Raw genomic sequence first — 23186 nt, 5'->3', positions numbered from 1 at the left:
TCGATCCTGGCGAACATCGTGTGCGGGTTCCCCCTCCGCACAATGCCTCCAGGACACCTCGGCACCCTGTTCGCCTGCACCAAGTAGCCGTGGTGGCCGCCATCCACTCAGATGTTTGCCATCAACTGCGAAGTTGGTCAGCCCAGCCGGGGTTTCCAGTCGACGGGGCATCGAGACCGTCCCTGACGGGCAACCTGCAACGCGGCGATGGTGGCATCCGCGGAACAGTGCAGCCGAGCCGTCGACGGCCGCATCAGCGCGCGTAGCACGGCGCTGGAGCATTGGTGACGGTGAACGTCCACAAGTTCGTTCCCCGCTCGGAATGCCAGTTGTGAGTCCAGCTCAGACCGGCACGCCTTCGTTCGCGTCCATGTTGATACGGATGTGGTCGCGCAGATAGCTCAGGTGCTCGATGATCGCCCGCTCGGCGGCCTCGGGGTCTCGGTCGGCGATTGCCTTGATGATGCGCTGGTGCTGGGCGAAGGTGTCGCGGCCCAGTTCGGGTGTGAGGTCGAGGTACCCGACGGGCTCGGACTCGCGGTGGAGGGCGTAGACCAGCGCGGCGAGAATCCGGTTGCCGGACATCCGCGCGATCGTGATGTGGAACTGTGCGTCCAGCTCGGCGATCAGCGGGTCGCCGACGGTGCGACGCTTCATGTCGGCGTGGATGGCGCGCAGTTCCTTGAGGTCGGCGTCGGTGCGGTTCGTCGCTGCCAGGACGGCGACCGGTATCTCGAGGTGCTGACGGGCCATGGCAACCTCATGGAAGCTGACACTGCCCAGCCGCAGGAGATTGTGCATCGATTCCTGCACGACCTCTCCGAGCGCGGTGTAGTCGACAGCTTGAACGAAGCTTCCCCCACCAGCTCCGGGGACCTTGCGGATCAGTCCCTGGGTCTCGAGGGCCGAGAGCGCCTCGCGGATGGTAGGCCGGCTGACGCTGAACTGGCGGGCCAGTTCCGTCTCAGGGGGAAGGCGATCGCCGGTGCGCAGTTGCCCATCCAGGACGGCTTTGCGCAGTGCGTCTTCGACTTGCTGCCGGGGGCGCAACACCTTCTGTCCGAGGATCGGCGTCTGTGATCGGTGCGTATCCCCACCACGAGTACTGTTTGACATAAGCTCTCCAGGAGTCCGGGACAGGGATCGTATTAGTCCGACAGTTTACTCCCTCCGTGTCAAGTGAGCCGTATGACCCGCGGGCTACCCCTCGAGCCCGATGTTCGGCTGCGCACGCCGAAGGCACGGTGCCATCGTTACCGCAGCACCCGACCGACGGCAGCAGCCCTCCCATTCCTATATGCGGGTACGACCCCGAGCACCGGCGCCGTCCGTTATGGAAGGCGCCGGTGCTCGGGGCAAACCCGTATGACCCCGAGCGTTATTGGGTTGTTGCGGTGGTAGCGATGTCGGTGTCGATGGCCTCGCCGAGGAGGTCCTCGCTGAGACCGTTGCCCATGACCTCATTCTGGAACTTCAGTGCCGCCTCGGCGGCGGCGTCGTCGATGACCGGGCTCGCCGGCCAGGAGTGGATATTCGACTGGAAAGCTGCTGTGTACAGCGCCGGGTCGACGTCACCCATGAACGGTTGGGCGAGCTTGGCTGCGCTGTCGGGGTCCTCGCGGATGAGCTTCTGTGCGCGAGCGAGAGCGGCGGTGAAGCACCCGAGTGCCTCGGGCATTTGCGTCATCGTCCGATCCGAGGCCATGGCGGTGATGTAGAGGTTGTTCGCGAGCGGCTCGTAGTCGCCATCGGCGATGTTGAACAAGTAGCCACCCCGCCCTTGCTGGATCGCAATATCCGATTGCGGTGACGAGATCGCAATCGCATCGAAGCGGTCGCCGGAGAACCCGGAGACGCTGTTACCACTGCCTCCGGTGGCGATGATTTCCATGTCCTTGTCGGGGTCCAAGCCTCCCGCCTTGGCGAGGTACCGGACCACTTGGTCACTACCACTGCCGCTCCCGGTAACCCCGATGCGTAGGCCCTTCAGGGCGGCGAGCCGCTCTGCGTCGGAGGAGCTTTCAGTGAGGCCGAGGTCGTCCATGATCGACTTCTTGATGACCACATTGGTTCCGAGATTCTCCACCTGCGCGAAGGCCGTGACAGGGGCTCCCTCATGACGGGAGACGAATACTTCGCCCGCGGTGACCAGGGCAACGTCGACACTGCCGCTGACAGCAGCGGCGATAATTCCTGAACCCGTGTGGACTTCTACGGTCTCGGGAACAAGCCCCTCCTGTTCCAAGTAGCCGGCTCCCTCGGCGACGTAGAACGGCAGATAGACGAAACTGGGTGACGCTTTCGCGATCTTGATCGATGCACCCTGGCAGGTGCCGGAGGCAGCCGCGCCGGGGTCGGCAGCCTTCCTGACACCACCACCTCCGCCGGCGCAGCCGGCGAGCAACAGAACTGATGCGGCGCCGACAACGGCGGCCATGCGCGCACGGCTGTTGATCATAATTTTCCCTTCGATACGGGGCGCGGTGACGCCGCCGGTGGAGAGTCGCAAGTGCTGAGGAGGACAGAAGATCGACAAGGTGGGGAGCGGGACCGGATCACGCGTCGCGGAGAGCGACCGGTCCGTGAGTGGGACGCGGCATCCTTGCCTCGTCACGGCCCCGGCCGGTGTCAGCTTGTCCGGCGGCCGGTGATTCTCTCCGACCAATCGACCATGAAATTGAGCAGGGTGCCGATCAACATGAGGATGAACAGGGCGGCGAATGTCCCTGCCGTGTTGAAGGTTCCGGCCGCCCGGGCGAGTAGGAAGCCCAGGCCCTTGTTGGATGCGACGATCTCGCCGACCACGGCTCCGATCAACGCGTAGGGCACCGCCAACCGTAGGCCGGTGTAGATCCAGGCGGCCGCGCTGGGAAGTACCACCTTCAAGAGCAGGTCGCTTCGTCTGCCGCCCATGACGCGCACCACGTCGACGAGGTCTTTGTCGACATCGCGCACACCGGCGTAGGTGTTGTAGAAGACCAGGAAGAAGCAGACGACTGCGGTCAGCACCACCTTGGAGGTGAGGTCGACGCCGAACCACAGGATGAACAGTGGCGCCAGAGCAACCTTCGGCAACGAGTAGATCGCTGTGACGATCGGGTCGAGCAATTGGGCCATCCACTCGACGCGACCGAGTACGAATCCGACCGCGATTCCACCGACGGCTCCGAAGACCAGGCCGAGGATCATTTCGGTCAGAGTCACCTGAAGGTGGATCAGAATGTCTCCGGACGAGATCCAGCCCCACAGCACGTCCCAGATCGCCGAGGGCTTCGAGATCCAGAATTCGTCGACCCAGCGTCCCGAGATGAACTCCCAAATCGCAAGGATCGTGACGACGATCGCGATTCGTCCCAGCTGGATGCCGCCCACCTGCAGCCAGCGGCTGCTTCCGGATCGTGGCTCGTCGAGCCACACGGTCTCGTCAGGCGGAGTGTGCGCGGCAGCCATCGGCTCGTCAGGGCGGTGGGTCACCACGTCGACTGCCTCAGCGACATTCTTCATACTTGGTCACCTTCGTTCAGGTCCTCGGAGAGAACGGACCACAGGTATTCGTTGAGTTCGTTGAAACGGGGGTCAAAGCGGAGCTTGGAGAGATCACGGGGCCGCGGAAGGTCGATCGGGACGTCAATTTTGACCTGCGAAGGACGTGCGGACAGTACGACGACGCGATCACCGAGGGCGACGGCCTCGGAGATGTCGTGCGTGATGAACACGACCGTGCTGTTCGACGCAGACCAAATGCGGAGCAGTTCTTGCTGCATGATCCCCCTCAGCTGTGCGTCGAGCGCACCGAAGGGTTCGTCGGCGAAGATGACCTCCGGCTCGTGGGCCAGAGTCCGGGCCAGTGTCACGCGCTTGCGCATGCCGCCCGAAAGCTCGCCCGGGTAGGCCTTCTCGAACCCGGTGAGTCCCACGAGTTCGATCATTTCGGCGACCCGGCGTTCGATGGCGTTCTTGCCCATCCTGCGGATCTGCAGTGGCAGAGCAATGTTGGCCGTCACCGTGCGCCACGGCATGAGGTTGTCCTTCTGCGTGACGTAACCGACCTTGGTGTTGGGTTCCGGCACCGGGACACCGTCGTACAACACCCTGCCGGCCGACGGCCGCATCAGACCGGCGGACATGTTGAGCAGCGTTGACTTTCCGCAACCACTCGGGCCGACCACGCAGACGAATTCGCCCTCGTGGACAGTGAGGTCCAATCCCTCCATCACGGTGATGCTTTGACTCTTACGATGAAATCGTTTGCCCAGTCGCTGAAACTCGATCTTGGGCCTGACCATCGGCGTCACCCTAGGGGCCGCCGCGGTCGTGCTTGCATTCGGCATGTGATTCCTACTTCGTCATTCCATGAGGGCGCCGGTCGGTGCCGTCAATGTGGGTCTTGGGGCGGCGGATCGGGCAAATCAGTTACCGCTTGTAATGAGACTGACATCACATCAAATGTAAGTCAATAGCCAATTGTTAAATTCTCACGCGCTGCTGATTCCAGATATCTCGAACGCGCCCACGCGAGTCGGCGGAATCGACTGTTGTTCAACTATTTTCGTGCGAAGTGTAGTGCTCGGTGCGTCTTGTCACGCGGGTGTGGAGCCGTTGGATTCGATGTGTTTGCGCATGTGGTCGCGGAGATAGCCGAGGTGTTCGGTGATCGCCTGCTCGGCTGCCGTGGGGTTTTGGTCGATGATGGCTTCGACGATTCGTTGGTGCTGGGTAAAGGTGTCACGGCCGAGGTCCGGTGACAGATCCAGGTGGCCGACCGGTTCGGATTCCCGGTGGAGGGCGTAGACCAGCGATGCGAGGATCCGATTTCCGGACATGCGGGCGATTGCGATGTGGAACTGCGCGTCCAGTTCGGCGATCATGGGGTCGTCGACAGTGCGACGCTTCTGCTCGGCCAGGATCGCGTGAAGTTCGTCGAGGTCGGCGGTGGTGCGGTGTTCGGCGGCCAGTGCTGCTGCCGGTATCTCGAGGTGCTGGCGAGCCATGGCGACCTCATGGAAACTGACACTGCCCAGCCGCAGGAGATTGTGCATCGATTCCTGGAGGATTTGTCCGAGGGAGGTGTGATCGACGGCTTGGACGAAACTGCCTCCACCGGCCCCGGGGGTCTTGCGGATCAGTCCCTGGGTCTCGAGGGCGGAGAGTGCTTCGCGAATGGTGGAGCGGCTGACGCTGAACTGGCGGGCCAGTTCCGTCTCGGGGGGAAGTCGGTCTCCGGTGCGGAGTTGGCCGTCGAGGACGGCCTGGCGTAGTGCGTCTTCGACCTGCTCTCGGGGGCGCAGCACTTTCCGTCCGAGGATCGGCGGGGAGGAGCGGGCATCTCCGCCGCTGGTACTGTTTGACATATAACCTCCAGGAATGCAAACCGCGAACTCTTCATTAGTCTGACATTTTACCGGGCTCGATACCGGGTGAGCGGCGCGATTCGGGCACGGGATGGTCCGACCCGCCTTCCCGGGGCGTTCGCAGGATGAGACCGGCCGAGATGAGGAGCAGTACCGCCGGCCACCAAAATGCTGCAGCCAGGCCGATTCCTCCAGCGAGGGCGCCGGCAGAGATCGGCACCACGACCTGGCCGAGGCGGTTACCGCTGAGCCGGATACTCACAGCCGTCCCCCGGAGATGGACCGGCGTCCGTGCCGCCACCCACGCCATCGTTGCGGGTTGTCCGATGCCCAGCCCGAGGCCCGCCAACATCATGACGGCGAACAGCGCCGGTTCGGGTCTGTCGAGTAGACCGAGCACAGGAACGCCGGCAAGGCTGATCGCCGCCAGGGTCATCGTGCCGACCAGCAGACGGCGGCGGGTGAATCGAGCGATGAGCCGGAGCATCCAGATCCGCACCACCATGGCAGCGACTCCCTCGGTCGCCAGCAACAGTCCTACGGTGCGCGCCGAGAGGCCGTGCTGCTGTCCGTAGACCGGCAGGTAGGCACCCAGCAGGTCGATCGACGTCAACACGGTGAGGCTGGCTAGCATCGCCGCTGGAACAGCAGGTAGCCGCATCACGGTCGCGAAGCTTCCTCGGCCGGGCCGAGTGTCCGGGGCAGCGCGCTTTACCAAGGCTCCGGGCCGCAACTGAAGGCTGACGGCCGACAACGTCGCGACCACGGCCATGCCGGCGGCAATGGTAAGCACGATGTGACTGTTCGGAACATGGGTGGCCAGCTCGTCGTGGCTGCTGGCCACCTCCCCGACCAGGAAACCGGTCATGGCAGGAGCGACGATCTGGGCTACTGCGTTCACCGTTGTCAGCGTGGCGAATCTGGTCTCGCGCCGTTCGGGCTGGCTACCTTTGGCGATCAGTGTCTGCGACGCCACCACCAGAACGAGATGGCCCAGACCGAGGAACGCACTGCACACCCCGAGCAGGAGCAGGCTCGTCGGGGCGAGCAAAGACAGCAGGGTCGAGCACACCAGGATCCCACCGAGTACGAGGAATCCGGTCTCCCCACGCCGGTCGACCGCTTTCCCCAACGGAATCGCAGCGAACAGAGCCAGCACCGAGAACGCGGCGGTGATGACGCCGACCTGCACCGCGCCCGCCCCCGCCGCCAGACTCTCGTAGGTGATCAGCGGCCGGATCGCCGAGCTGATGAACTGGGCAACGAACGTCACCACCATCAAACGGGCGAACCAGGGACGCTCGAGACGCGACACCCAGCGCGGGCGGGTACCGACGGCCGCCTGTGGCCCGGTCATCCGGCCGCGCGCCGCGGCTGCTGAACGAAGAGATTGATGACCCACGTAGCTGCCAGGGGCTGTTCGAGAATTAGGTGGTGGCTCGCGCCGGGAACCCGCATGAGGGCACCGGCGGGACCGAGCGAGTCACGAATCCGCTGCGCCATCACCTCATCGACGAAGCCGTTCTCAGCCTGCACCCACCAGGTGGGAATCTGCGCAGTGAGCACGAAGTCGTCGAGCACTTGAGGGCGAAGATAAATGCGCGGATCGAATTTGAGCGCCCATCGGTCCCCCGCACGCCTCATCGCGGCCCGGGCGATGTGGTTCATCACCCGCGCAGGCGCCTCGGTGACCGGCGGAAAGGTTTTGTAGCCCTCGAGCGCCTCCGTCTGTGAGGCGAACGATCTCACGGGCCGAGAAGCGATCTTCGTGCGCCGCTCCGCGTAGCTGTGGGACGAACGTCGGAGGGGGCTGTCGAGTGCCAGGACGGCCCCGAACCGGTCCGTCTGCCGTTGGGCCGCATTCACGGCAACGAGACCGCCCATGCTGTGCCCGACCAGCAACGGTGTGGGACCGCAGAATAACTCCGCAACACCGGCGACCTCCTCGGACCACGCATCCAGGGTGTACTGATCCCGGTGCTCGCTGTCACCGTGGCCCGACAGGTCGAGCGCGACCACCCGACCCGCTCCGTACAGGAACGGGGCCAGGTGATCCCACCACTGGCGCTGTGCCGCGCCCCCGTGGATGAGCACCACGTCGGGACGGGTCCGATCGGACCCCCCTTCCCAGCAGCTCACCGCGATCTCGGTCCCCGCCACTCGAACGCGCTCGGTGCGACCCGGCGTGCAGTACGCCGACTCCCACCGCTGCTCGGAGTCGAGGCCGGGGACCGAGATCAGCGGCGAACCGGTCACTCCGGCCGGCATTTCATCAGCAAAGGCATGACACCTTCCTGGATGACCTCGTCGCGCTGGTTGACCAACTGATATCGCCGGCGAAGCACGCCCCGCTTGCCGTCGCTGGTGATCTTCGTGTCCTCGATGAGGACCTTGACGTGGATCGTGTCGCCGTCGAAGACCGGACCCTTGAACCGCCATTCCTCGATGCCGAGCAGGGCGATGGTGCCGGCCTCGAAGACACCGAGACGCGTCACGAGCCCGGTCAGGATGCTCATGCCCAGCACGCCGTGCGCGATGCGCTCGCCGAACTGGCTCTTCGAGGCGAACTCCGCGTCGGTGTGAATGGGGTTGTAATCGCCGGAGAGACCGGCGAAGGTCGCGACCTCCGCAAGGCCGACGGTCCGGCTGGGGGTGGTGAAGGTGTCGCCGACCTCGAAGTCCTCGAAGTAGAAGGCCGGCTTTATCGCGTTGCCCATCAGCTTTCCTCCTCGAGCTTCGGTCCGAAGGTCTTGCTCTTGATCATGCGGGCGGACGTGTATGTCGCCACCGTCTCGCCCTTGGAGTTCACGACGACGTTCTCCGTCTTCACCACCCCCCGGTCACCGCGCGAGGTCAGCCGCTTGGAGACCACATGAATGTGTGTCTGGATGGTGTCGCCGGCGTATACCGGCGCCTTCCAGGTCGGGGTGAGTTCGAGAAGGGCGAGCCCGGTGCCGGCAGTGATGCCTGACGCGAGGATCAGTCCCTCAGCGAACGACAAGGTGAGCATGCCGGGGGCGATCCGGCCCGAGTAGTGCTCGGGCCGGTTGACGTACTCCAGGTCGATGAAGGTCGGTGTGAGAAATCCACACAGGTTCACAAACGCCGAGATGTCGTAGTCGGTGACGGTGCGCCGCGGTGTCTCGATCCGCTGGCCTTCGTTGTAGTCCTCGAAATAGAGCCCTTCCATGTCGGCTCCTCAGTAGGACTTCGGCATCCCCAGCACCTTGTGGCTGAGGTAGTTGAGGACCATGTTCGGTGAGACGGGGGCGACCTGGAAGACGCGGTTGTCGCGGAACTTCCGTTCGATGTCGTATTCCCTGGCAAGACCATAGCCGCCGTAGGTCTGCATGCACGTCTGCGCCAGGTCCCACGAGGCCTCCGCAGCAAGGTATTTGGCAATATTGGCGAGCTCGGGGGCGTTGTCTGCGCCGGCGTCGTAGGCGGCGGCAGCCTTCCAACGCATCGCATCGGCCGCCTCCAAGTGGGCGTAGCCGTTGGCGATCGGGTGCTGGATGGCCTGGTTCGCGCCGATCGGCTTGCCGAACAGCACCCGATCGTTGGCGTACTTCACTGCCCGCTCGATGAACCACTTGCCGTCACCGATGCACTCGGCGGCGATGACGATCCGCTCCGCGTTGAGCCCATCGAAGAGGTACTTGAAACCGATACCCTCCTCGCCGATCAGCGAGTCGGCCGGCACCCGGAGATTGTCGATGAACAATTCGTAGGTGTGATGGTTGAACATCAGCGGGATCTTGCGCATCGCCAGCCGCGCGGGGTCGACGTCGCGGATGTCGATCAGGAAGCAGGAGATGCCGAGACCGGGCTTCTTCGGGTCGGGCGACGGGCTCGTGCGGGCCATGATCACCATGAGGTCGGTGTAGGCGGCACGGGAGATGAACACCTTCTGGCCGTTGAGGACCCATTCGTCGCCGTCCAGGCGGGCAGTCGTCGCCAGCTTGGAGGTATCGGTGCCGGCGTTCGGTTCGGTCAGGGCGAAGGTGGTCAGGCGGACGTCACCGCTGGTGATCTGCGGGAGCCATTTCTTCTTGAGTTCCTCCGAGCCGTGGTTCACCACGATCCCCATCGCGAACATCGCCGCGTGGATGGCGGCGCCGGCACCACCGGAGCGGTTGATCTCCTCGGTGATGACCGACGCTTCGGTCACACCCAGGCCCCAGCCGCCGTACTCCTCCGGGATCATCACCGAATGCAGGCCCGCCGTCTCCGCCGCCTTCGCGAACTCCTCGGGGAAGGCTTCCTTCTCGTCGACCTCGCGGTAGTAGTCGTTGTCGAAGCGGGAGGTGACCGCCTTGGCGGCCTGGAGCACGTCGTCCAGGGTCGCCCTTGTCTCGCTAGTGGCGTTGTCAGCAGTCATGATGGTTTTCGAACCTTTCTTGTATAGCCCGTGGGCTGGTCTATGTGGTGGCGTTGACGTGGGGCGTCGGGCCGAATGCCCCGCGTTCGGCCAGCGACTCGATCTGGGACTCGTGCACGCCGATTTCATTGAGGATGGCGTCGCGGTGCTCACCCAGGCGCGGCACGCGGGCCGGAGTCGGCACCGCGAACCCCGTGGGGTCATCCGGCTGCCGCAGCGAGCCTCCGATGGCGTCGTCCACCTCGACGAAGGTGCCTCGGTCGGCGAAGTGTTGGTTGTCGAGCACCTCGCTCATCGTCAGGACCGGCGCCACGGGGACGTCCACTTCGGTCAGGGCGTCGACGACCTGCGCCCGGGTCAACTGTGTACTCCACGCTTCGAGCAGTTCCTCGACTTCCCGTTGCCGGTGGGCGCGTCCGATGTAGGTCGCGTAGCGCGGGTCGTCGGCGAGTTCGTGCCGCCCCATCGCGCGGCACAGGCGCGCCCAGAAGTCGTCGCGGTTGACTCCGATGTTGTAGTAGCCGTCCGCGGCTGCGAACGTCCCGTAGGGGACACCGTGGAAGTCGTTTGCTCCGGCGGCCTTCGACAGGTGCGCGTCGCTGGACTGCACGCGAGCGAGGGCCACGGTCGCCAGTGGCAGTGTGCACTCGGTCAGCGACAGGTCGATCATGCGGCCGCGGCCGGTTTGCTCGCGCTCGCGCAGCCCGAGCAGCACCGACGAGTGAGCGGTCATCCCGGTGACGATGTCGCCGAGGGCGAACCCGCACCAGGTCGGTCGCCCTTCACGGTCACGGGTGAGCCCGGTGGTGCCGGACAGTGCTTCGGCGACCATCGCCAGGCCGGCGCGGTTGGCGTCGAGGCCGGCGTCGAACAGGCCGAATCCGCTCATGCTGACAACGATCAGGTTCGGGTAGCGCTCCTGAAGATCCGCCGGGTGGATTCCGAGGCGCCCCAATGCTCCGCCACGCATGTTCGTGACGAACACGTCCGCATCGGCCAGTAGCCGGTCGAGGAGCGCGGAACCGGATTCGGACTTGAGGTCGAGGGTGATGCTGCGCTTGCGCCGGTTGAGTGAGGCGAAGTACCCCGACATGGAGCCTTGATCTGTGGTGCGGATCGGCTCGCGACTGCGGGTGAGTTCGCCCTGGGGCGGCTCGACCTTGATCACGTCGGCACCCTCATCGGCCAGCAGCATTCCGCAGTAGGGTCCTGCGATGAGGTGGCAGAGTTCGACGACCTTCACGCCGTCGAGTACACCTTCACGCACAGGGGTGTGATCGTTCATCGGGTGGCCGGTCCTTTCGACGGTCGTGCGAGGAGTTCGAGAAGCCCGGCGACGGGGGCATCGTGTGCCAGTGCCTGGACGGTGTCCCACAGCTCGTCGACGGCCACCGCCGCCCCGCCGTGCTGGAAGCAGTCGGCCGCCTTGGCTTTCAACTGGTCGACGGTCAGACGATGATCCGGACTTCCCGAGATGGTCTTACCGACGAAGGTCTGCTCGCTGCCGTCCTGGAGCCGGACCTGCGCTGTCACCGGCGCCATGGCCAGGAAGTCGACGTCTTCGGTGGGCCGGACGGTGATGCGCCCGGCGGCGAACCCGCCGACGACCGGGTCGCGCAGTGCGTCGTCGGCGAAGTCGCCGATGAGGACGGCGCCGCGGTGTAGTGCGACGCTGGCGGTGTAGCCGATGCAGAACTGTGCGTCCACGATGTTGGCCGTAGCGGGATCGAAGGTGCGTCCCACCATGTTGAACGCCTGGCCGCTCGTCTCGAACGTGATGTGTTCGACGGCATCCGGTGTGATCCCGGACTCGCGGATCCGCAGCGTCAGGTCGATGGGAGCATGCGTGAAGCGGCACGCAGGGTAGGGCTTGAGGCTGAGATCGGTCAGATAGCCGGCTCGGTCGGCGCCCTCGAGTAGGACGTCGCGGTCGAACGTGCCGTCCTGATAGAGGTTGATGAAACCGGCGCGGCCGTCGAAGACGTTGCGCGGGCCGTCGATGCCGGCTCCGGCCAGCGCTGCACCGAAGAGGACGTCTTTGGCGACGACGGCGGGCTGGAAACGCTTGGCGAGGGTGCCGTCGATGATCGACTGCAGACTGCCGGAGGTCTGGGCGAGCTGGTGTCCGAGCAGGCTCACTGCCTGGCCGGCGTCCCACTGGCGGAGGCGGGCGATCGCCAGCGCGGCTCCGACACCGCCGCTGACGACGCTGTAGTTCCAGCCGCGACTACCCTTGGGGCCACCGGCGCGGCCGACCCGCATGGCGCCGTCGAGGCCCACGACCAGCGCGGTCAGGAACTCCTGGCCGCCGCAGTCGGGCCGATTTTCTTCCAGGTCCGCGAGCAGTGCCGGCAGGACCACGCTGGCAGCGTGGAGCGGCACCGCGTCGTCGGTGTCGTCGTAGTCGAGTGCGTGCAGGGCACCTCCATTGGCCACGGCGGCGAATGGCGCTGGTGCGGTGTCCGCGGTGCCCCAGATGGTGGCGTTACCGGTGCCCCAAGCGGAGAGTGCGGTGCGTGCCTGGGGAACACCGGGGGAGTGCAGTCCGCCGAGTGCACAGGCCAGTGTGTCGAAGAGGACCTCGAGGGCCGCCTCGATCGTGGCCGCATCCAGGTTGGGGTAGCTCTGGCGCACGGCGTGTGTGGCCAGCTGCTCGGCCAAGTCTGAGGTTGTCTCGGTCACCGGGCCTCCTCGGTCTCGTCGATTTCGAAGTCGAACAGCCGCACCGGTTTCGTCTCGCGGACCTTCATCCTCACTCGCATGTCGGGGCGGAGGGCGTCCCATGGCGCGAGAATCCTGCTCAGGCAGCGCACGCCCTCGTCGAGATCGACCAGGCACAGAACGTACGGTGCCTCGTCGGCGAAAGTTGCCGGGGCCGCGGAGACTTCGGTGTAGCTGTATAGGGTGCCCCGGCCGCTCAAATCCACCCAGTCCAGTTCGGACTTCCAGCACTCCGGGCAGATGGGCTTGGGTGGGAAGGTCATGTGGGAGCACTCCCGGCACCTCGTGGTCCGAAGGACTCCGTCGTTCAGACCCTGCCAGAACGGTTCGGTAAAGGGGGTGACCCGCGGCGGATAAGCCAGCGTGGTCCCCGTCGTTTGGATGGGCATCAGTCTCTCTCCGTTCACGCGCCGTGGCCAGCGAGGATGTGCATCATCGTGGCGTTGTAGTCGCCGAGTTCGCCGGTGACGGAGCCGATTCCGGCTCCAGCAACCTGACGCTCTCCTGCCTCTCCACGCAGTTGCTGCACCGCCTCGTAGACGTTGTAGAGCGGGGTCACGTGCGGCGGGTGTCCGCGGCTGGCGCAGCCACCGGAGGGTGAGATCGGCACCTGGCCGCCGATGGTGGTCGCACCGCTGGCCGCGGCGGCGCCGCCGGTGCCCTTGGGGAACAGTCCGATCGACTCGCTCAGGATCAACTCGACGATGGAGCAGGGGGCGTAGACCTCGGCGAAGTCGATGTCGTTCACCGAGATGCCGGCCTCGTCGTACGCCTTGCCCGATGCGATCTCCGCCGACTCGAACCATGTCAGTGGGCGCGGTCGGCTCGACACCTGGTGGATGCCCTCGTGATGGAAGCCGCGCGAGACGACGTCGACGTAACGGGTACCCAGGGAGCGCGCAAAATCTGGATCTGCGATCACGATTGCCACCGCACCGTCGGACCGTGGCGGCACGTCCAGCAGACCGAGCGGCTTGACGATGTCCCGGGCGCCGATGACGTCCTCGACGGTGATCGGCTTGCGCATCTGCGCGAGCGGGTTCATCGAGGCGTGAAACCGATTCTTCACCGGGATCGACGCGAGTTCCTCACGGGTGAGCCCGTATTCGTGCATGTAGCGCACCGCGTTGAACGCATACCAGGCGATGGGGGTGACGCCGAACGGGACGTGGAAGTCCACGTCGCCGACCGCCCGCATCGACCAGGTCATGTGCTCACCGGTGGGGACGTGCAGTTCCTTGTTGACCCCGAGCGCGACAGCGACCTTGGCCTTGCCCGAGGCGACGCGCTCGAGTGCGACATCGAAGGCGATGGATCCGGTCAGCCCGTTGCCGAGGACCTCCATCAGGATGTCGCCCACCGCCATCTCGAGGTATCCGGCCATGAACGTGCCGAAGTACCGCTGGTCCGCATAGGGGCGCGGAGTGGAGAAGATCAGCGCATCGATGTCCTTCTTGGTCAGCCCGGCGTCGGTGATCGCTGCGACCAACGCCTGGGCCATCATTTCGTGCTCGAGTTTGTCGAGGTGCTTGCCGACCGGCAGGGCCCCGATTCCCACCACGGACGCGATCGGCTTCATGATTCCGTCACCGTTGCCCTTCATTTACAAGTAGGAATTTGACTGACATTTAGTCGTATGTCTGACATTAGAGCTGTCTTTGAGGATTGTGTCAAGGGTCACCGGCGTCCGAACGCGCGGAACAGGGTCGTCACCGCATCGAGTGACTCGAGTTCGGGCAGCCGCGCAAGCAGTGACCCAAGGGCGCCTACCTGGTCGGGAGCGAGGGCACGCAGGGCCAGGGCCTCGAACTTGGCGCGAACGTCCCCATCGCTCATCGGGTTCGCCGGATGACCGCGAGGCACATCTGCGGCCGCCGATAACATCGAACCGTCCGCCATGATCACGGTGAGTTCGGTCGGGCAACTGTCCCGGGTCGCTCGATCCGTCAGGTCGACACGTTCGACCACACTGATGCGGTCGATGACGGAGAGCAGTTCAGGATCGGTCAGCCGCTCGGACGTGAACGCCTCGTCCGACAGTTCACCGTCGACGAAGACGGCCGCCATCAGGTACGGCATGCTGTGATCTGCGGTTTCTCGGGTCGGTGGACGCCACTTCTCCGCGGCGTCGCCTCGGCCGCCCCCGATCGAGCGCCACGCGTTCATGCAGGTCGCCACGTCGATCGCAACAATGTCGGAGAGGACGGCACGGCCGCGCAACTCGATGACCAAGTCGACGGGAACCTGACCCCAGTAGCAGGCTGGATGCCGTTTGAGGCTGGCTCGCTCGATCGCCGACGGGTCCGCTGGTGTCAGCGTGAGATCGAAGGTGGGCCAGACGCGTTCGAGCAGCCCATCCTTGCCCTCGAACGGTTCGGAAGGCCCACTCATCCCGGACGCAGCGAGGCGCACGGCGAATGTCGCCGTCATGGCGGCGTGGCCGGTGGCCGCGGCCTTCCACTCCGACAGCTCGCCGAACCGGGTCGCCCGCAACGGGATACTGGGGACAACGGCGAGGGCGAGGGCGTGCCCGATCTTCTCGCGCGGCAGCCCGAGGATCTTGGCCTGACTGGCCGCAACGCCGAGCGAGCAATACACCCCTTGATCCCAACCGCCATCAGGAGGCACCGCCTCGGCCAGCCGGGTCGCGATTTCGTAGGCAAGGTAGATCGCGGTAACCGCGTCGGCGCCCGTCCCCCCCACCGACTCGGTCATCGCGAGCAGGGCGGGGATCATGTCACTCGGGTGGCCCGAGACCCCGAAGTCGTTGAAGTCGAGATAGCGGTCGGCTGTGGCGTTGGCGAAGGCAACCTGGTCGACGAGGCATTTCTCCGACTCGCCGTAGACCGACGCCACGAGAGGCCCGCCGATACCGCGGGCGACCTCGCGCGCAATGCCTGCGGGCGCACTCGAGTAGCCACCCGCGCCGCATCCGACGGTATCGATCGTATGGCGCACGACGGCGCGGACGGCGCCGGACGTCAAGGTGTCGAAATCGGTCGCTTCAATGAAGTCGACCAGTGAGGTCAGCAGCTTGTCCATGGGTATCCTCCCGGGTCAGCCGAGCTGGCTCGTGAGAACCGCGACGTCGGCGACGGCCTCGAGCTGATCGATGGTGGAAACGAGCTGCTTGATCTCGGTGTCCTCGAAGGATCGGACGGCGTGCGCGGTACAGTCCTCGAACTTCGTCACCAGCTGTGACCAATCGAGGGGGTTGTGGGCAGCGCCGGGAGTCTCGTCGTGCTTGGCCTCGCCGTAGAGCTCGCGACCGTCCTCGAGGACGAGTCGAACAGCCCCCGCGGGGAGCTCCTTGCCCCAGTTGTACTTGGGATCGTCCACGAACACGACCTTCGACGCGACTTCATAGACGAGCGGATCCGCGCGGCGCTGCGGTGAGAAGTCGCCGACTCCCACCGTCCCCTTCAGCAATGCGAGCGAGACCGTGAATGGAATGCTGAACTTGGCGTCGTTCGAGGTCGGGGGTCGTCGGCGGAACTCCGCCGGCTCGCTCAGCTGTTTCGCGAAATCGCCACCGAAAACCTCGATCTTCTCGATCTCGTCGGTGCGACCGGGCCCGCCCATCAACCGGAGCGCGGTGTCGATGTACGCATGAGTGACACCGCAGCTCGGCCACAACTTGTAGAGAATGGACGCGCCGTGGAAATCGGTGCCGAGTCCCGCGACCATCGCGTCACGGTCCCATTCCCCGAAGTAAACCGGCAGAAAGGCGGCGTCACCCTCCAGCGGGGTCGATGTGGCCTTGACCCCCTTCTCGGCCAACAGCGCCGAGAGCACCGCCGCCTTCGCGGCGAAGCCGCCGTACATCCCGCGCAGGTCACCACCGGTGCCATAGGCGGTCTGCATCGTGCTGGCGGCCTGCGTGCAGGCGATGCCGATCGCGTCGGTGACGCGCCAGGCATCCAGGTCGAGCAGCTTGGCGCACGCCGCCGCCGAGGCCAGTGTCCCCACGACCGGGGTGAGGAACCAGTCCTGCTTCCACGCAACGTTCTTGCGGAGCCGCGCGAACAGATCCTGACCCACTGCCAGGGCGGTGATGAAGTCCTCGCCCGTCACCCCACCCTTGCGTTCGGCCACGGCGAGCAATGCCGGTAGCACCGTCACACTCGGGTGATGTCCCTCGGGCAGATGGTCGTCGTAATCGAGGCCATGGCCCATGGAGCCGTTGACGAAGGCGGCGGAGACAGCGGGGAGCTTTCCGCCGAAGCCGAATAGCGTGCTTTCCGGCTTACCGCCCCAATCCCTGGTGAGTTCGACGATGCCCGGCATGACGTCCATGAGACCGCTCGCGCCCAGGATCACGCCCAGCGTGTCGAGGGTGCTGTACTTCGCGGATCGGATCGCCTCCTCCGGGAGGGACCGGTAGGTCGCCTCCGCGACGTGCCGACCGAAGACCGCTGCGAGATCCTCCTGCGCCACCATGTGCCACATCACCACCATTCGCTCGACGTAGATCATTGCCATTCCGCTAATAGTCTGACATTACGTGTTGGGTGTCACAACCCCTGGGGCTGGCGGATTCGCCGTGCTGTGGACATCGCACGCCCCCTTCCTGGGGCTTCGCGACTTGCGGCCACGGGGGCGAGGCGGCTCCCGGGGTGGATTCGGAAAGGAGTGACTCACTGTTCGGATTCTCATTTGCGTCTGCACGGGGGCGCTTCGGTTACTGCCCGCTAAATGTTTGACCTTGCGCCGCATGGTCAACCTCATCTACGGTCGGCACGGGTGGGAGAAGTGCTCCCCGCATAGCGACGTTCCACTCTCATGCGCATTGGCGGGGATGGATCGCCTCCAGGCCGTGCGGCTACCGGTGGTGTGTGAGGAGTCCGCCCCGTCGTCTGTCCACCAGCGGGCACCTGCGACTTCGCGGTCCGCCGCTGCCGAGGAATCCGGCGGCGGACCGCGACTCCAACCAATCACTGTACGAACGAATTTCGAAGAATTCCTAGCCACTCCGTTACGACACAAAGGGGACGGATTGTGAAGGTCGACGCCCGCCTGGATGTGGACGATGTCGAGGCAATGGCTCAGACCGCGCGGCGACTGGAGCTGGAAGGCTACGCGGGCATCTGGACGTCGGAAACGGCCCACGATCCGTTCCTCCCGCTGATGGTTGCCGCCCAGCACACTCAACGGGTCCAACTCGGATGTGCTGTCGCCGTGGCGTTCGCGCGTAATCCCATGACGATTGCGAACGTTGCCCACGATCTGCAGACGTACTCGCGCGGACGATTCGCTCTCGGCTTGGGAACTCAGGTGAGATCGCATATCGAACGCCGTTTCTCTATGCAATGGGCTGATCCGATGGCTCGGCTCGAGGAGTTCATCGACGCAGTGAAGGCGATCTTGACTGCATGGGAAACGGGGGATCGACTGCACTTCGAGGGTTCCTACTACCGCCACACCCTTATGACGCCGATGTTTCGGCCCGAGCCGCATGGTCACGGTCTTCCACCGATCATCATGGCCGGCGTCGGGGCAGGCATGCTAGAGGCCGCCGGCCGGAGCGCGGACGGCGTCCTGGTGCACGCGTTTTCCACTCCGGACTATCTCCGTGACGTAGTTCTACCCGCTGTCGAGCGGGGTCTGTCTTCCCGCACCCGCGCACGTGACGGCTTCGAGGTCAGCTGTCGGGGGTTTCTCGCCACTGGCCGGGACGAGAAAGAACTCGAACAAGCAAAAGCAGGCGATCCGGGCGCGCATTGCGTTCTACGCAAGCACGCCTTCATACATGCCCGTCCTCGAGCGTCACGGCTGGGATGCCCTAGGTAGGCAGCTCAATATTCTGTCGCGATCGGGAGACGACGACCGATGGACCAAGATGGCAAGCCTTATCGACGACGAAGTGCTCGAAACGTTCGCTATTGTCGCCGAATCTGATCGTGCCGGCACCGAGATCGCGAGACGCTACTCCGGTATCGCAGATCGTTATTGGTTCTACACGCCCTATTCGATTTCTCCCGAACTACTCTCGTCGATTTCCCTTGCCATCAGTACTGAGCAGTCAGTCGAGTAAGGGGGTGCGTTCGGACTCGGAGTAGGTCAACGAGTTCAGAGATTGTGATGCGTACCGGATTCCGCGGAGTGGTCTCCGGGAAACATGTCCGCTCGCACAGGCGAACACCGCGGACTCACCGGTGAATATGTTCAACGGCCCTCGCGCGTGGACCGAGTCGAGCTGACTTCGGGCGACGGCCACGGCCCCATGTCGCGGTTGCGGAAAAGAGAAGCGACTTGTCGGCTCGACCTCGTAAATCGACACCTCGCGTGATGTAGTGGTGAGACGGCTGGCGGTCTTCTTCGCGGCCGCGGCAGGGTCGAAAATGGGATGTCCTCCGGGCGTGGGATTGGGCTCCGAGAGGCATTTAGCACGTCGGGTTTCTGCGTGGTGTCCGGTCCGCGGCCATACCGATCGCTGTGCAAACGTTGGCGACAGTGCGAAGTCGAATCGGGAACTGCTAAATGTATGACCTTGCGCATAGTGTTTATTGTCATCTACAGTGGCACTGTTCACAGCGTCGCGAGCGCGACACGGATGTCGCGCTCGCGACGTGAGCGCCGCTGACGGGCCGGCATCGGGCGTGAAGACCCGGATTCCGCAGGCTATCGCCTGGGGACAGCGTGATCGAAGTCGCCAGTGAAGGGCGGCGGACTGCATCCAACTAACCACTGTACTAACGAGATTCGAAGGACGACGATGACCAGACACGTCCAGACCGAGGGGCCGCTCACGGGCCTACGAGTCGTCGACATGACCACGTCGTACGCCGGTCCCACCGCGGCGATGTATCTCGCCGATCTCGGTGCCACAGTCGTCAAAGTGGAGCGGCCGGGCTACGGCGACGATGCCCGCAGCTGGGGACCGCCGTTCGTCGACGGCGCCTCGGCGTGGTTCGCCTCGGCAAACCGGAACAAAAAGTCAGTGGTTGTCGATCTGGGCTCTGTATGCGGGCGGCAGGTGCTGCTGCGGCTGCTCGACACCGCGGACGTTTTTCTCCAGAACACGAACCCGGCCAAGCTTGTTCGCTTGGGAATCGACGGCGAGACCCTCCGTCAGCGCAACCCGCGGCTGATCTACTGCGCATTGTCCGGCTTCGGCCTGAACGGCCCGGACAGCGACCTGCCGGGATACGACCTCGTGGCTCAAGCGCGCTCGGGACTCATGTCGGTCACCGGAGAAAAAGGCGGCAGTCCCCAACGCGTCTCGACCGCGCTGTCCGACGTGGTCACCGGAATGTGCGCGGCGATCGCGATCAACGCTGCCGCGGTCCGCCAGGCCCGCACCGGGGAAGGCGAGATCATCGACGTCTCCCTGCTCGACACCGACCTCGCGCTCATGGCGCCCCGCATCGCGGCCTACCACGCCGGGGAGCCGGAACCGGCCCCCAGCGGCGGCACAGACTCCGTCCTCGCGGTCTACCAGCCTTTCGACACCGCCGACCGAACCATCGTCGTCGCGGTCGGCAATAATGCTATGTGGCAACGCTTTTGCACCGCCCTCGACCTCCCCGAACTCGCAACAGATACATCACTCGCCGACAACGCCGGCCGCCGCGAGCACCGAGGACGGATCACCGCAATCATCGCAAGGCGGCTCACCACCCGGACAGCCACCGACTGGCTCCGCATCCTCGGTGAGGCCGACGTTCCCGCGGCCCTTGTACAGACACTGTCGGAGGTTGTGAAGGACCCGCAGGTCGTGGCGCGAGGTGCCGTGATGCCGGTACCGGGCTCGGCGGGCGAACTGGTGACGGTGCGCAGCCCCTTCCGGCTCGCATCCGGACCGCCGCGCAACGAACGCTTCCCCGATCTCGGCGCCGACACCCGCGAGGTCCTGCTCGATCTCGGTTACAGCCACGACGAAGTAGCCGGTTTGCTCCTCGGTGGCGCTGTCACCGAGCCGTCGACTGCTGTACGCGAAGAAGAAGCGGTCTCATGAGTGTGGTCAAGGTAGAGCACGCAGGCTCGGTCACGACAGTGACGATCAACAGGCCCGAAGCCTTCAACGCCCTCAACACCGACGTGATCGCCGCTCTACTGGACGCCGTCACCTACTCGGCCGCCGAACCTGCAGTGCGCGCGGTCGTGCTCACCGGCAGCGGGGAGAAGGCCTTCAGCGCGGGAGCGGACCTGAAGGAACTCGCGGGAATGGGCCCGGACAGGGCCAGGGAAGTCATGGCCGCGGGCCAGCACATCTTCCGCACCATAGAACAGGCACCGATCCCGATCATCGCTGCGGTCAACGGACTCGCACTCGGCGGCGGCTTCGAGCTGATTCTTACCTCGACCTTCCCGGTGCTCTCGACGAAAGCGTCACTGGGACTCCCCGAATCCGGATTGGGTCTGATCCCCGGATACGGTGGCACCCAGCGGTTGCCTCGGACGGTGGGGCAGCGGGTGGCCGCGCATTTGATGCTCACCGGCAGCCGACTCGACGCGGACCGCGCCTACGCGCTCGGACTGACCCCTATCCCGCCGGTCGAACCCGATCAGTTGATGGCCACTGCGACCGCCCTCGCCGAGAGGGTCGCAGCACAGGGACCGTTGGCGGTCCGCGCCATCCTACATGCGCTCGAGGTTGGTCGTGACGCACCACTCGATTCCGGGCTCGGCGTCGAGACCGGCTTGGCGGCACTGGCCGTGGCCGGTGACGAATCCACCGAGGGTATCGGCGCGTTTCTCGAGCGCCGGCCCGCGAACTTCGCGAATTCGGAGGCACACCGATGAGTGTCGAGCCACTCGAAATCGATACCGACCCGAAGGCATATCTGGCACTGCACGACTTGCTGGACGAGCCGGCGTCGGACGCAGCGCTCACCGACCGCGAACTACAGGTGCGTGCACAGACGCGTGACGTCGTGGCCCGTGAGGTCGCGCCGCGTGCCGCCCATCTGGACAATACCCACGAATTCGCGCACGAGAGCGTCCAGGCGCTCGCGGCGGCGGGCCTGTGCGGGCTGATCTTCCCCGAACATCTTGGTGGCACCGGTGACTCGAATGTTGCCTATGCGGTTGCGATGGAGGACATTACCGCCGGCTGTGCCGCGACGAGTCTGGTCTTCATGACGCAGATGCATGCTGCGTATCCGATTCTGCTTGCGGGAACCGACGAACTCCAGCGCCGCTACATTCCCGGTCTGCTCGACGGGTCACGCTACGGTTCGCTCGGGATCACCGAACCGGACGCCGGGTCGGACGTCTCGAGCCTGACGACCACCGCAACACCCACCGACGAGGGGTGGTCGCTCAGTGGTCAGAAGACCTTCATCACCACCGGTGACCGCGCCGACGTCATCATCTGCTTCGCCACAGTGGATCGAACCCGTGGCCGCGACGGCATCACTGCGTTCGTCGTCGACGGTGGCTGGGGCGGGGTCGGCCACGGCCAGCCGTTCCACAAGATGGGGATGCACGGCTCGAGCACCGCTGAACTGTTCTTCGACCACGTCGCGATCCCGCGAGACAATCTCCTCGGAGCCGAGGGATGCGGCTGGTCGGTGGTGATGAGTTCGGTTGTCAAGTCACGGATCAGCGCCGCCGCACAAGGCGTCGGCCTCGCTCGCGCCGCCTACGCCCGGACCCTGTCCGCCCTCACCCGGTTGCACGGCACCCGGCTCTCCGACGAGCACACCTTCGCTCTCGCAGACCTGCGGGGCCGCATCCTGCAGGGCCGCTTGCTGCTGCACGCCGTCGCCCGTCAGGTCGACACCGATCCCCGCATCACACCGGGGCAGATCGGCGTGATGAAGCAGTCCTGCACAGACCTGGGATTCCAGGCGTCGGTCGAGGCGGCACGCATCCTCGGCCCGTACGGCGATCTCGCCGACCTCGGTGTCGAGCGTTGCCTGCGTGACGCCAAGGTCACACAAATCTACGACGGTACCAACGAAATTCAGCGGCTGCTCATTGGCCGCGAGACCACCCGCGGGATGAAGGAACTGGCATGACATCACTGGAAGGCAAGGTCGCGATCGTGACGGGCGCCGGTCGTGGGCTGGGCCGATCGATGGCGCACGCGTTGGTCGAGGCGGGTGCTGCGGTCACCGTGGCCGCCCGCACCGGCACCGAACTCGACAGCTTCGTCGAGGAGGTGAAGGCGGCCGGTGGCCAAGCCCTGGCGTGTCCGACCGACATCACCGAGGAGGCGTCGGTGGAGCGGATGGTGGAGGCCACCATCGAGACCTTCGGCCGGGCGGACATCCTGGTCAACAACTCCGGGATCGTCGCAACGACCCCGCTTGTCGAGCAGTCGGCGGAGGAATGGGACCGGGTCGTCGCCACGAACTTGCGCGGTACCTACCTCGCAACCAAAGTTGTCGGGCGGCACCTGCTTGCCCAGAAATCGGGCAAGGTGGTCAACATCGCCTCCAACTTCGCGCTGCAGGGCGTCGCCAACCACGCGGCCTATTCCGCCTCCAAGGCCGGGGTCATCGCCTTCACCCGCTCGATGGCGATCGAGTGGGCGCGGTACGGCATCCAGGTCAATGCCATCGCACCCGGGTACTTCGCCACAGCCCTTAACGCCGAGATGCGTGATGACGCCGACGCCTTGGCCAGCGTGGTGCGTGCCATCCCCGCGCGCCGGCTGGGTGAGCCCGACGAACTCAAACCGTGGTTGCTGCTGCTCGCGGGCGGCGACTCGAACTTCATGACTGGCGAGGTCATCGTCATCGATGGCGGACAGAGCGTCCGTTGAAACCGACCGGAGGACAACC

22 protein-coding genes are annotated in these 23186 nt (G+C 65.0%); 6 read left to right on the top strand and 16 right to left on the bottom strand.

The features are described 5' to 3' along the window. Positions 1–342: 342 nt before the first annotated feature. From ACFTWF_RS11245 to ACFTWF_RS11170, 16 genes are all read right to left on the bottom strand, one after another. Positions 343–1116 (bottom strand): FadR/GntR family transcriptional regulator, encoded by a 774-nt coding sequence (locus ACFTWF_RS11245; RefSeq protein ID WP_378461276.1) that lies wholly within the window; start codon positions 1114–1116, stop codon positions 343–345. 262 nt (positions 1117–1378) lie between these two features. After that, positions 1379–2458, bottom strand: coding sequence for an ABC transporter substrate-binding protein (locus ACFTWF_RS11240; protein WP_378461275.1), 1080 nt, complete (start codon positions 2456–2458; stop codon positions 1379–1381). A gap of 170 nt (positions 2459–2628) precedes the next feature. Continuing rightward, a complete protein-coding gene (locus tag ACFTWF_RS11235) occupies positions 2629–3504 on the bottom strand; it encodes an ABC transporter permease (protein ID WP_378461274.1) in 876 nt (291 codons plus the stop codon). Further along, positions 3501–4331, bottom strand: coding sequence for an ABC transporter ATP-binding protein (locus tag ACFTWF_RS11230; protein WP_378461273.1), 831 nt, complete (start codon positions 4329–4331; stop codon positions 3501–3503). Before ACFTWF_RS11230 ends, ACFTWF_RS11235 begins: the two co-directional genes overlap by 4 nt. Before the next feature lie 249 nt (positions 4332–4580). Then, a complete protein-coding gene (locus tag ACFTWF_RS11225; protein WP_378461272.1) occupies positions 4581–5351 on the bottom strand; it encodes a FadR/GntR family transcriptional regulator in 771 nt (256 codons plus the stop codon). Positions 5352–5385: 34 nt separating this feature from the next. Next, positions 5386–6708, bottom strand: coding sequence for an MFS transporter (locus tag ACFTWF_RS11220; protein ID WP_378461271.1), 1323 nt, complete (start codon positions 6706–6708; stop codon positions 5386–5388). Beyond that, positions 6705–7607, bottom strand: a complete 903-nt coding sequence (locus ACFTWF_RS11215; RefSeq protein ID WP_378461270.1) for an alpha/beta fold hydrolase — start codon at positions 7605–7607, stop codon at positions 6705–6707. Before ACFTWF_RS11215 ends, ACFTWF_RS11220 begins: the two co-directional genes overlap by 4 nt. Beyond that, positions 7604–8068, bottom strand: coding sequence for a MaoC/PaaZ C-terminal domain-containing protein (locus ACFTWF_RS11210; RefSeq protein ID WP_378461269.1), 465 nt, complete (start codon positions 8066–8068; stop codon positions 7604–7606). The genes ACFTWF_RS11215 and ACFTWF_RS11210 overlap by 4 nt, the downstream gene beginning before the upstream one ends. Then, the gene (locus tag ACFTWF_RS11205; protein WP_378461268.1) at positions 8068–8541 is read right to left on the bottom strand and encodes a MaoC family dehydratase; all 474 of its coding nucleotides are present in this window, start codon (positions 8539–8541) and stop codon (positions 8068–8070) included. The genes ACFTWF_RS11210 and ACFTWF_RS11205 overlap by 1 nt, the downstream gene beginning before the upstream one ends. 9 nt (positions 8542–8550) lie before the next feature. Continuing rightward, positions 8551–9732: an acyl-CoA dehydrogenase family protein gene (locus ACFTWF_RS11200; protein ID WP_378461267.1), complete on the bottom strand. Its 1182-nt coding sequence runs from the start codon at positions 9730–9732 to the stop codon at positions 8551–8553. 40 nt (positions 9733–9772) lie between these two features. Continuing rightward, entirely contained in the window at positions 9773–11017 is a 1245-nt protein-coding gene (locus ACFTWF_RS11195; protein WP_378461266.1) for a CaiB/BaiF CoA transferase family protein, read from the bottom strand. Continuing rightward, positions 11014–12414, bottom strand: coding sequence for an MmgE/PrpD family protein (locus ACFTWF_RS11190; protein WP_378461265.1), 1401 nt, complete (start codon positions 12412–12414; stop codon positions 11014–11016). Before ACFTWF_RS11190 ends, ACFTWF_RS11195 begins: the two co-directional genes overlap by 4 nt. Then, entirely contained in the window at positions 12411–12842 is a 432-nt protein-coding gene (locus ACFTWF_RS11185; RefSeq protein WP_378461264.1) for a Zn-ribbon domain-containing OB-fold protein, read from the bottom strand. The genes ACFTWF_RS11190 and ACFTWF_RS11185 overlap by 4 nt, the downstream gene beginning before the upstream one ends. Before the next feature lie 14 nt (positions 12843–12856). Beyond that, positions 12857–14032, bottom strand: coding sequence for a thiolase family protein (locus ACFTWF_RS11180; RefSeq protein WP_378461263.1), 1176 nt, complete (start codon positions 14030–14032; stop codon positions 12857–12859). A gap of 98 nt (positions 14033–14130) precedes the next feature. After that, entirely contained in the window at positions 14131–15495 is a 1365-nt protein-coding gene (locus ACFTWF_RS11175; protein ID WP_378461262.1) for an MmgE/PrpD family protein, read from the bottom strand. 15 nt (positions 15496–15510) lie between these two features. Further along, positions 15511–16929 carry an MmgE/PrpD family protein gene (locus ACFTWF_RS11170; protein WP_378461261.1) on the bottom strand — a complete coding sequence of 473 codons (1419 nt, stop codon included), beginning with the start codon at positions 16927–16929 and terminating at the stop codon, positions 15511–15513. Between the two features lie 522 nt (positions 16930–17451). Here ACFTWF_RS11170 and ACFTWF_RS11165 point away from each other — a divergent pair. The 6 genes from ACFTWF_RS11165 to ACFTWF_RS11140 all read left to right on the top strand — a co-directional run bounded on the left by ACFTWF_RS11165 (position 17452) and on the right by ACFTWF_RS11140 (position 23167). Then, positions 17452–18243: a TIGR03617 family F420-dependent LLM class oxidoreductase gene (locus ACFTWF_RS11165; protein ID WP_378461260.1), complete on the top strand. Its 792-nt coding sequence runs from the start codon at positions 17452–17454 to the stop codon at positions 18241–18243. Positions 18244–18292: 49 nt separating this feature from the next. Next, on the top strand, positions 18293–18487 hold the full coding sequence (locus tag ACFTWF_RS11160) for a hypothetical protein (protein WP_378461259.1): 195 nt from the start codon (positions 18293–18295) through the stop codon (positions 18485–18487). Positions 18488–19168: 681 nt separating this feature from the next. Then, a complete protein-coding gene (locus tag ACFTWF_RS11155; RefSeq protein ID WP_378461258.1) occupies positions 19169–20410 on the top strand; it encodes a CaiB/BaiF CoA transferase family protein in 1242 nt (413 codons plus the stop codon). Next, positions 20407–21198, top strand: a complete 792-nt coding sequence (locus ACFTWF_RS11150) for an enoyl-CoA hydratase/isomerase family protein (RefSeq protein ID WP_378461257.1) — start codon at positions 20407–20409, stop codon at positions 21196–21198. The genes ACFTWF_RS11155 and ACFTWF_RS11150 overlap by 4 nt, the downstream gene beginning before the upstream one ends. Further along, positions 21195–22418: an acyl-CoA dehydrogenase family protein gene (locus tag ACFTWF_RS11145; protein WP_378461256.1), complete on the top strand. Its 1224-nt coding sequence runs from the start codon at positions 21195–21197 to the stop codon at positions 22416–22418. Before ACFTWF_RS11150 ends, ACFTWF_RS11145 begins: the two co-directional genes overlap by 4 nt. Further along, positions 22415–23167, top strand: a complete 753-nt coding sequence (locus ACFTWF_RS11140) for an SDR family NAD(P)-dependent oxidoreductase (protein ID WP_378461255.1) — start codon at positions 22415–22417, stop codon at positions 23165–23167. The genes ACFTWF_RS11145 and ACFTWF_RS11140 overlap by 4 nt, the downstream gene beginning before the upstream one ends. The last annotated feature ends 19 nt before the right edge of the window (positions 23168–23186 follow it).

The sequence above is a fragment of the Rhodococcus sp. NPDC056960 genome (assembly GCF_042674125.1).
In the GTDB taxonomy this organism is placed as follows: Bacteria; Actinomycetota; Actinomycetes; order Mycobacteriales; family Mycobacteriaceae; genus Rhodococcus_F.
This window is presented reverse-complemented; position numbering and strand designations above follow the sequence as displayed.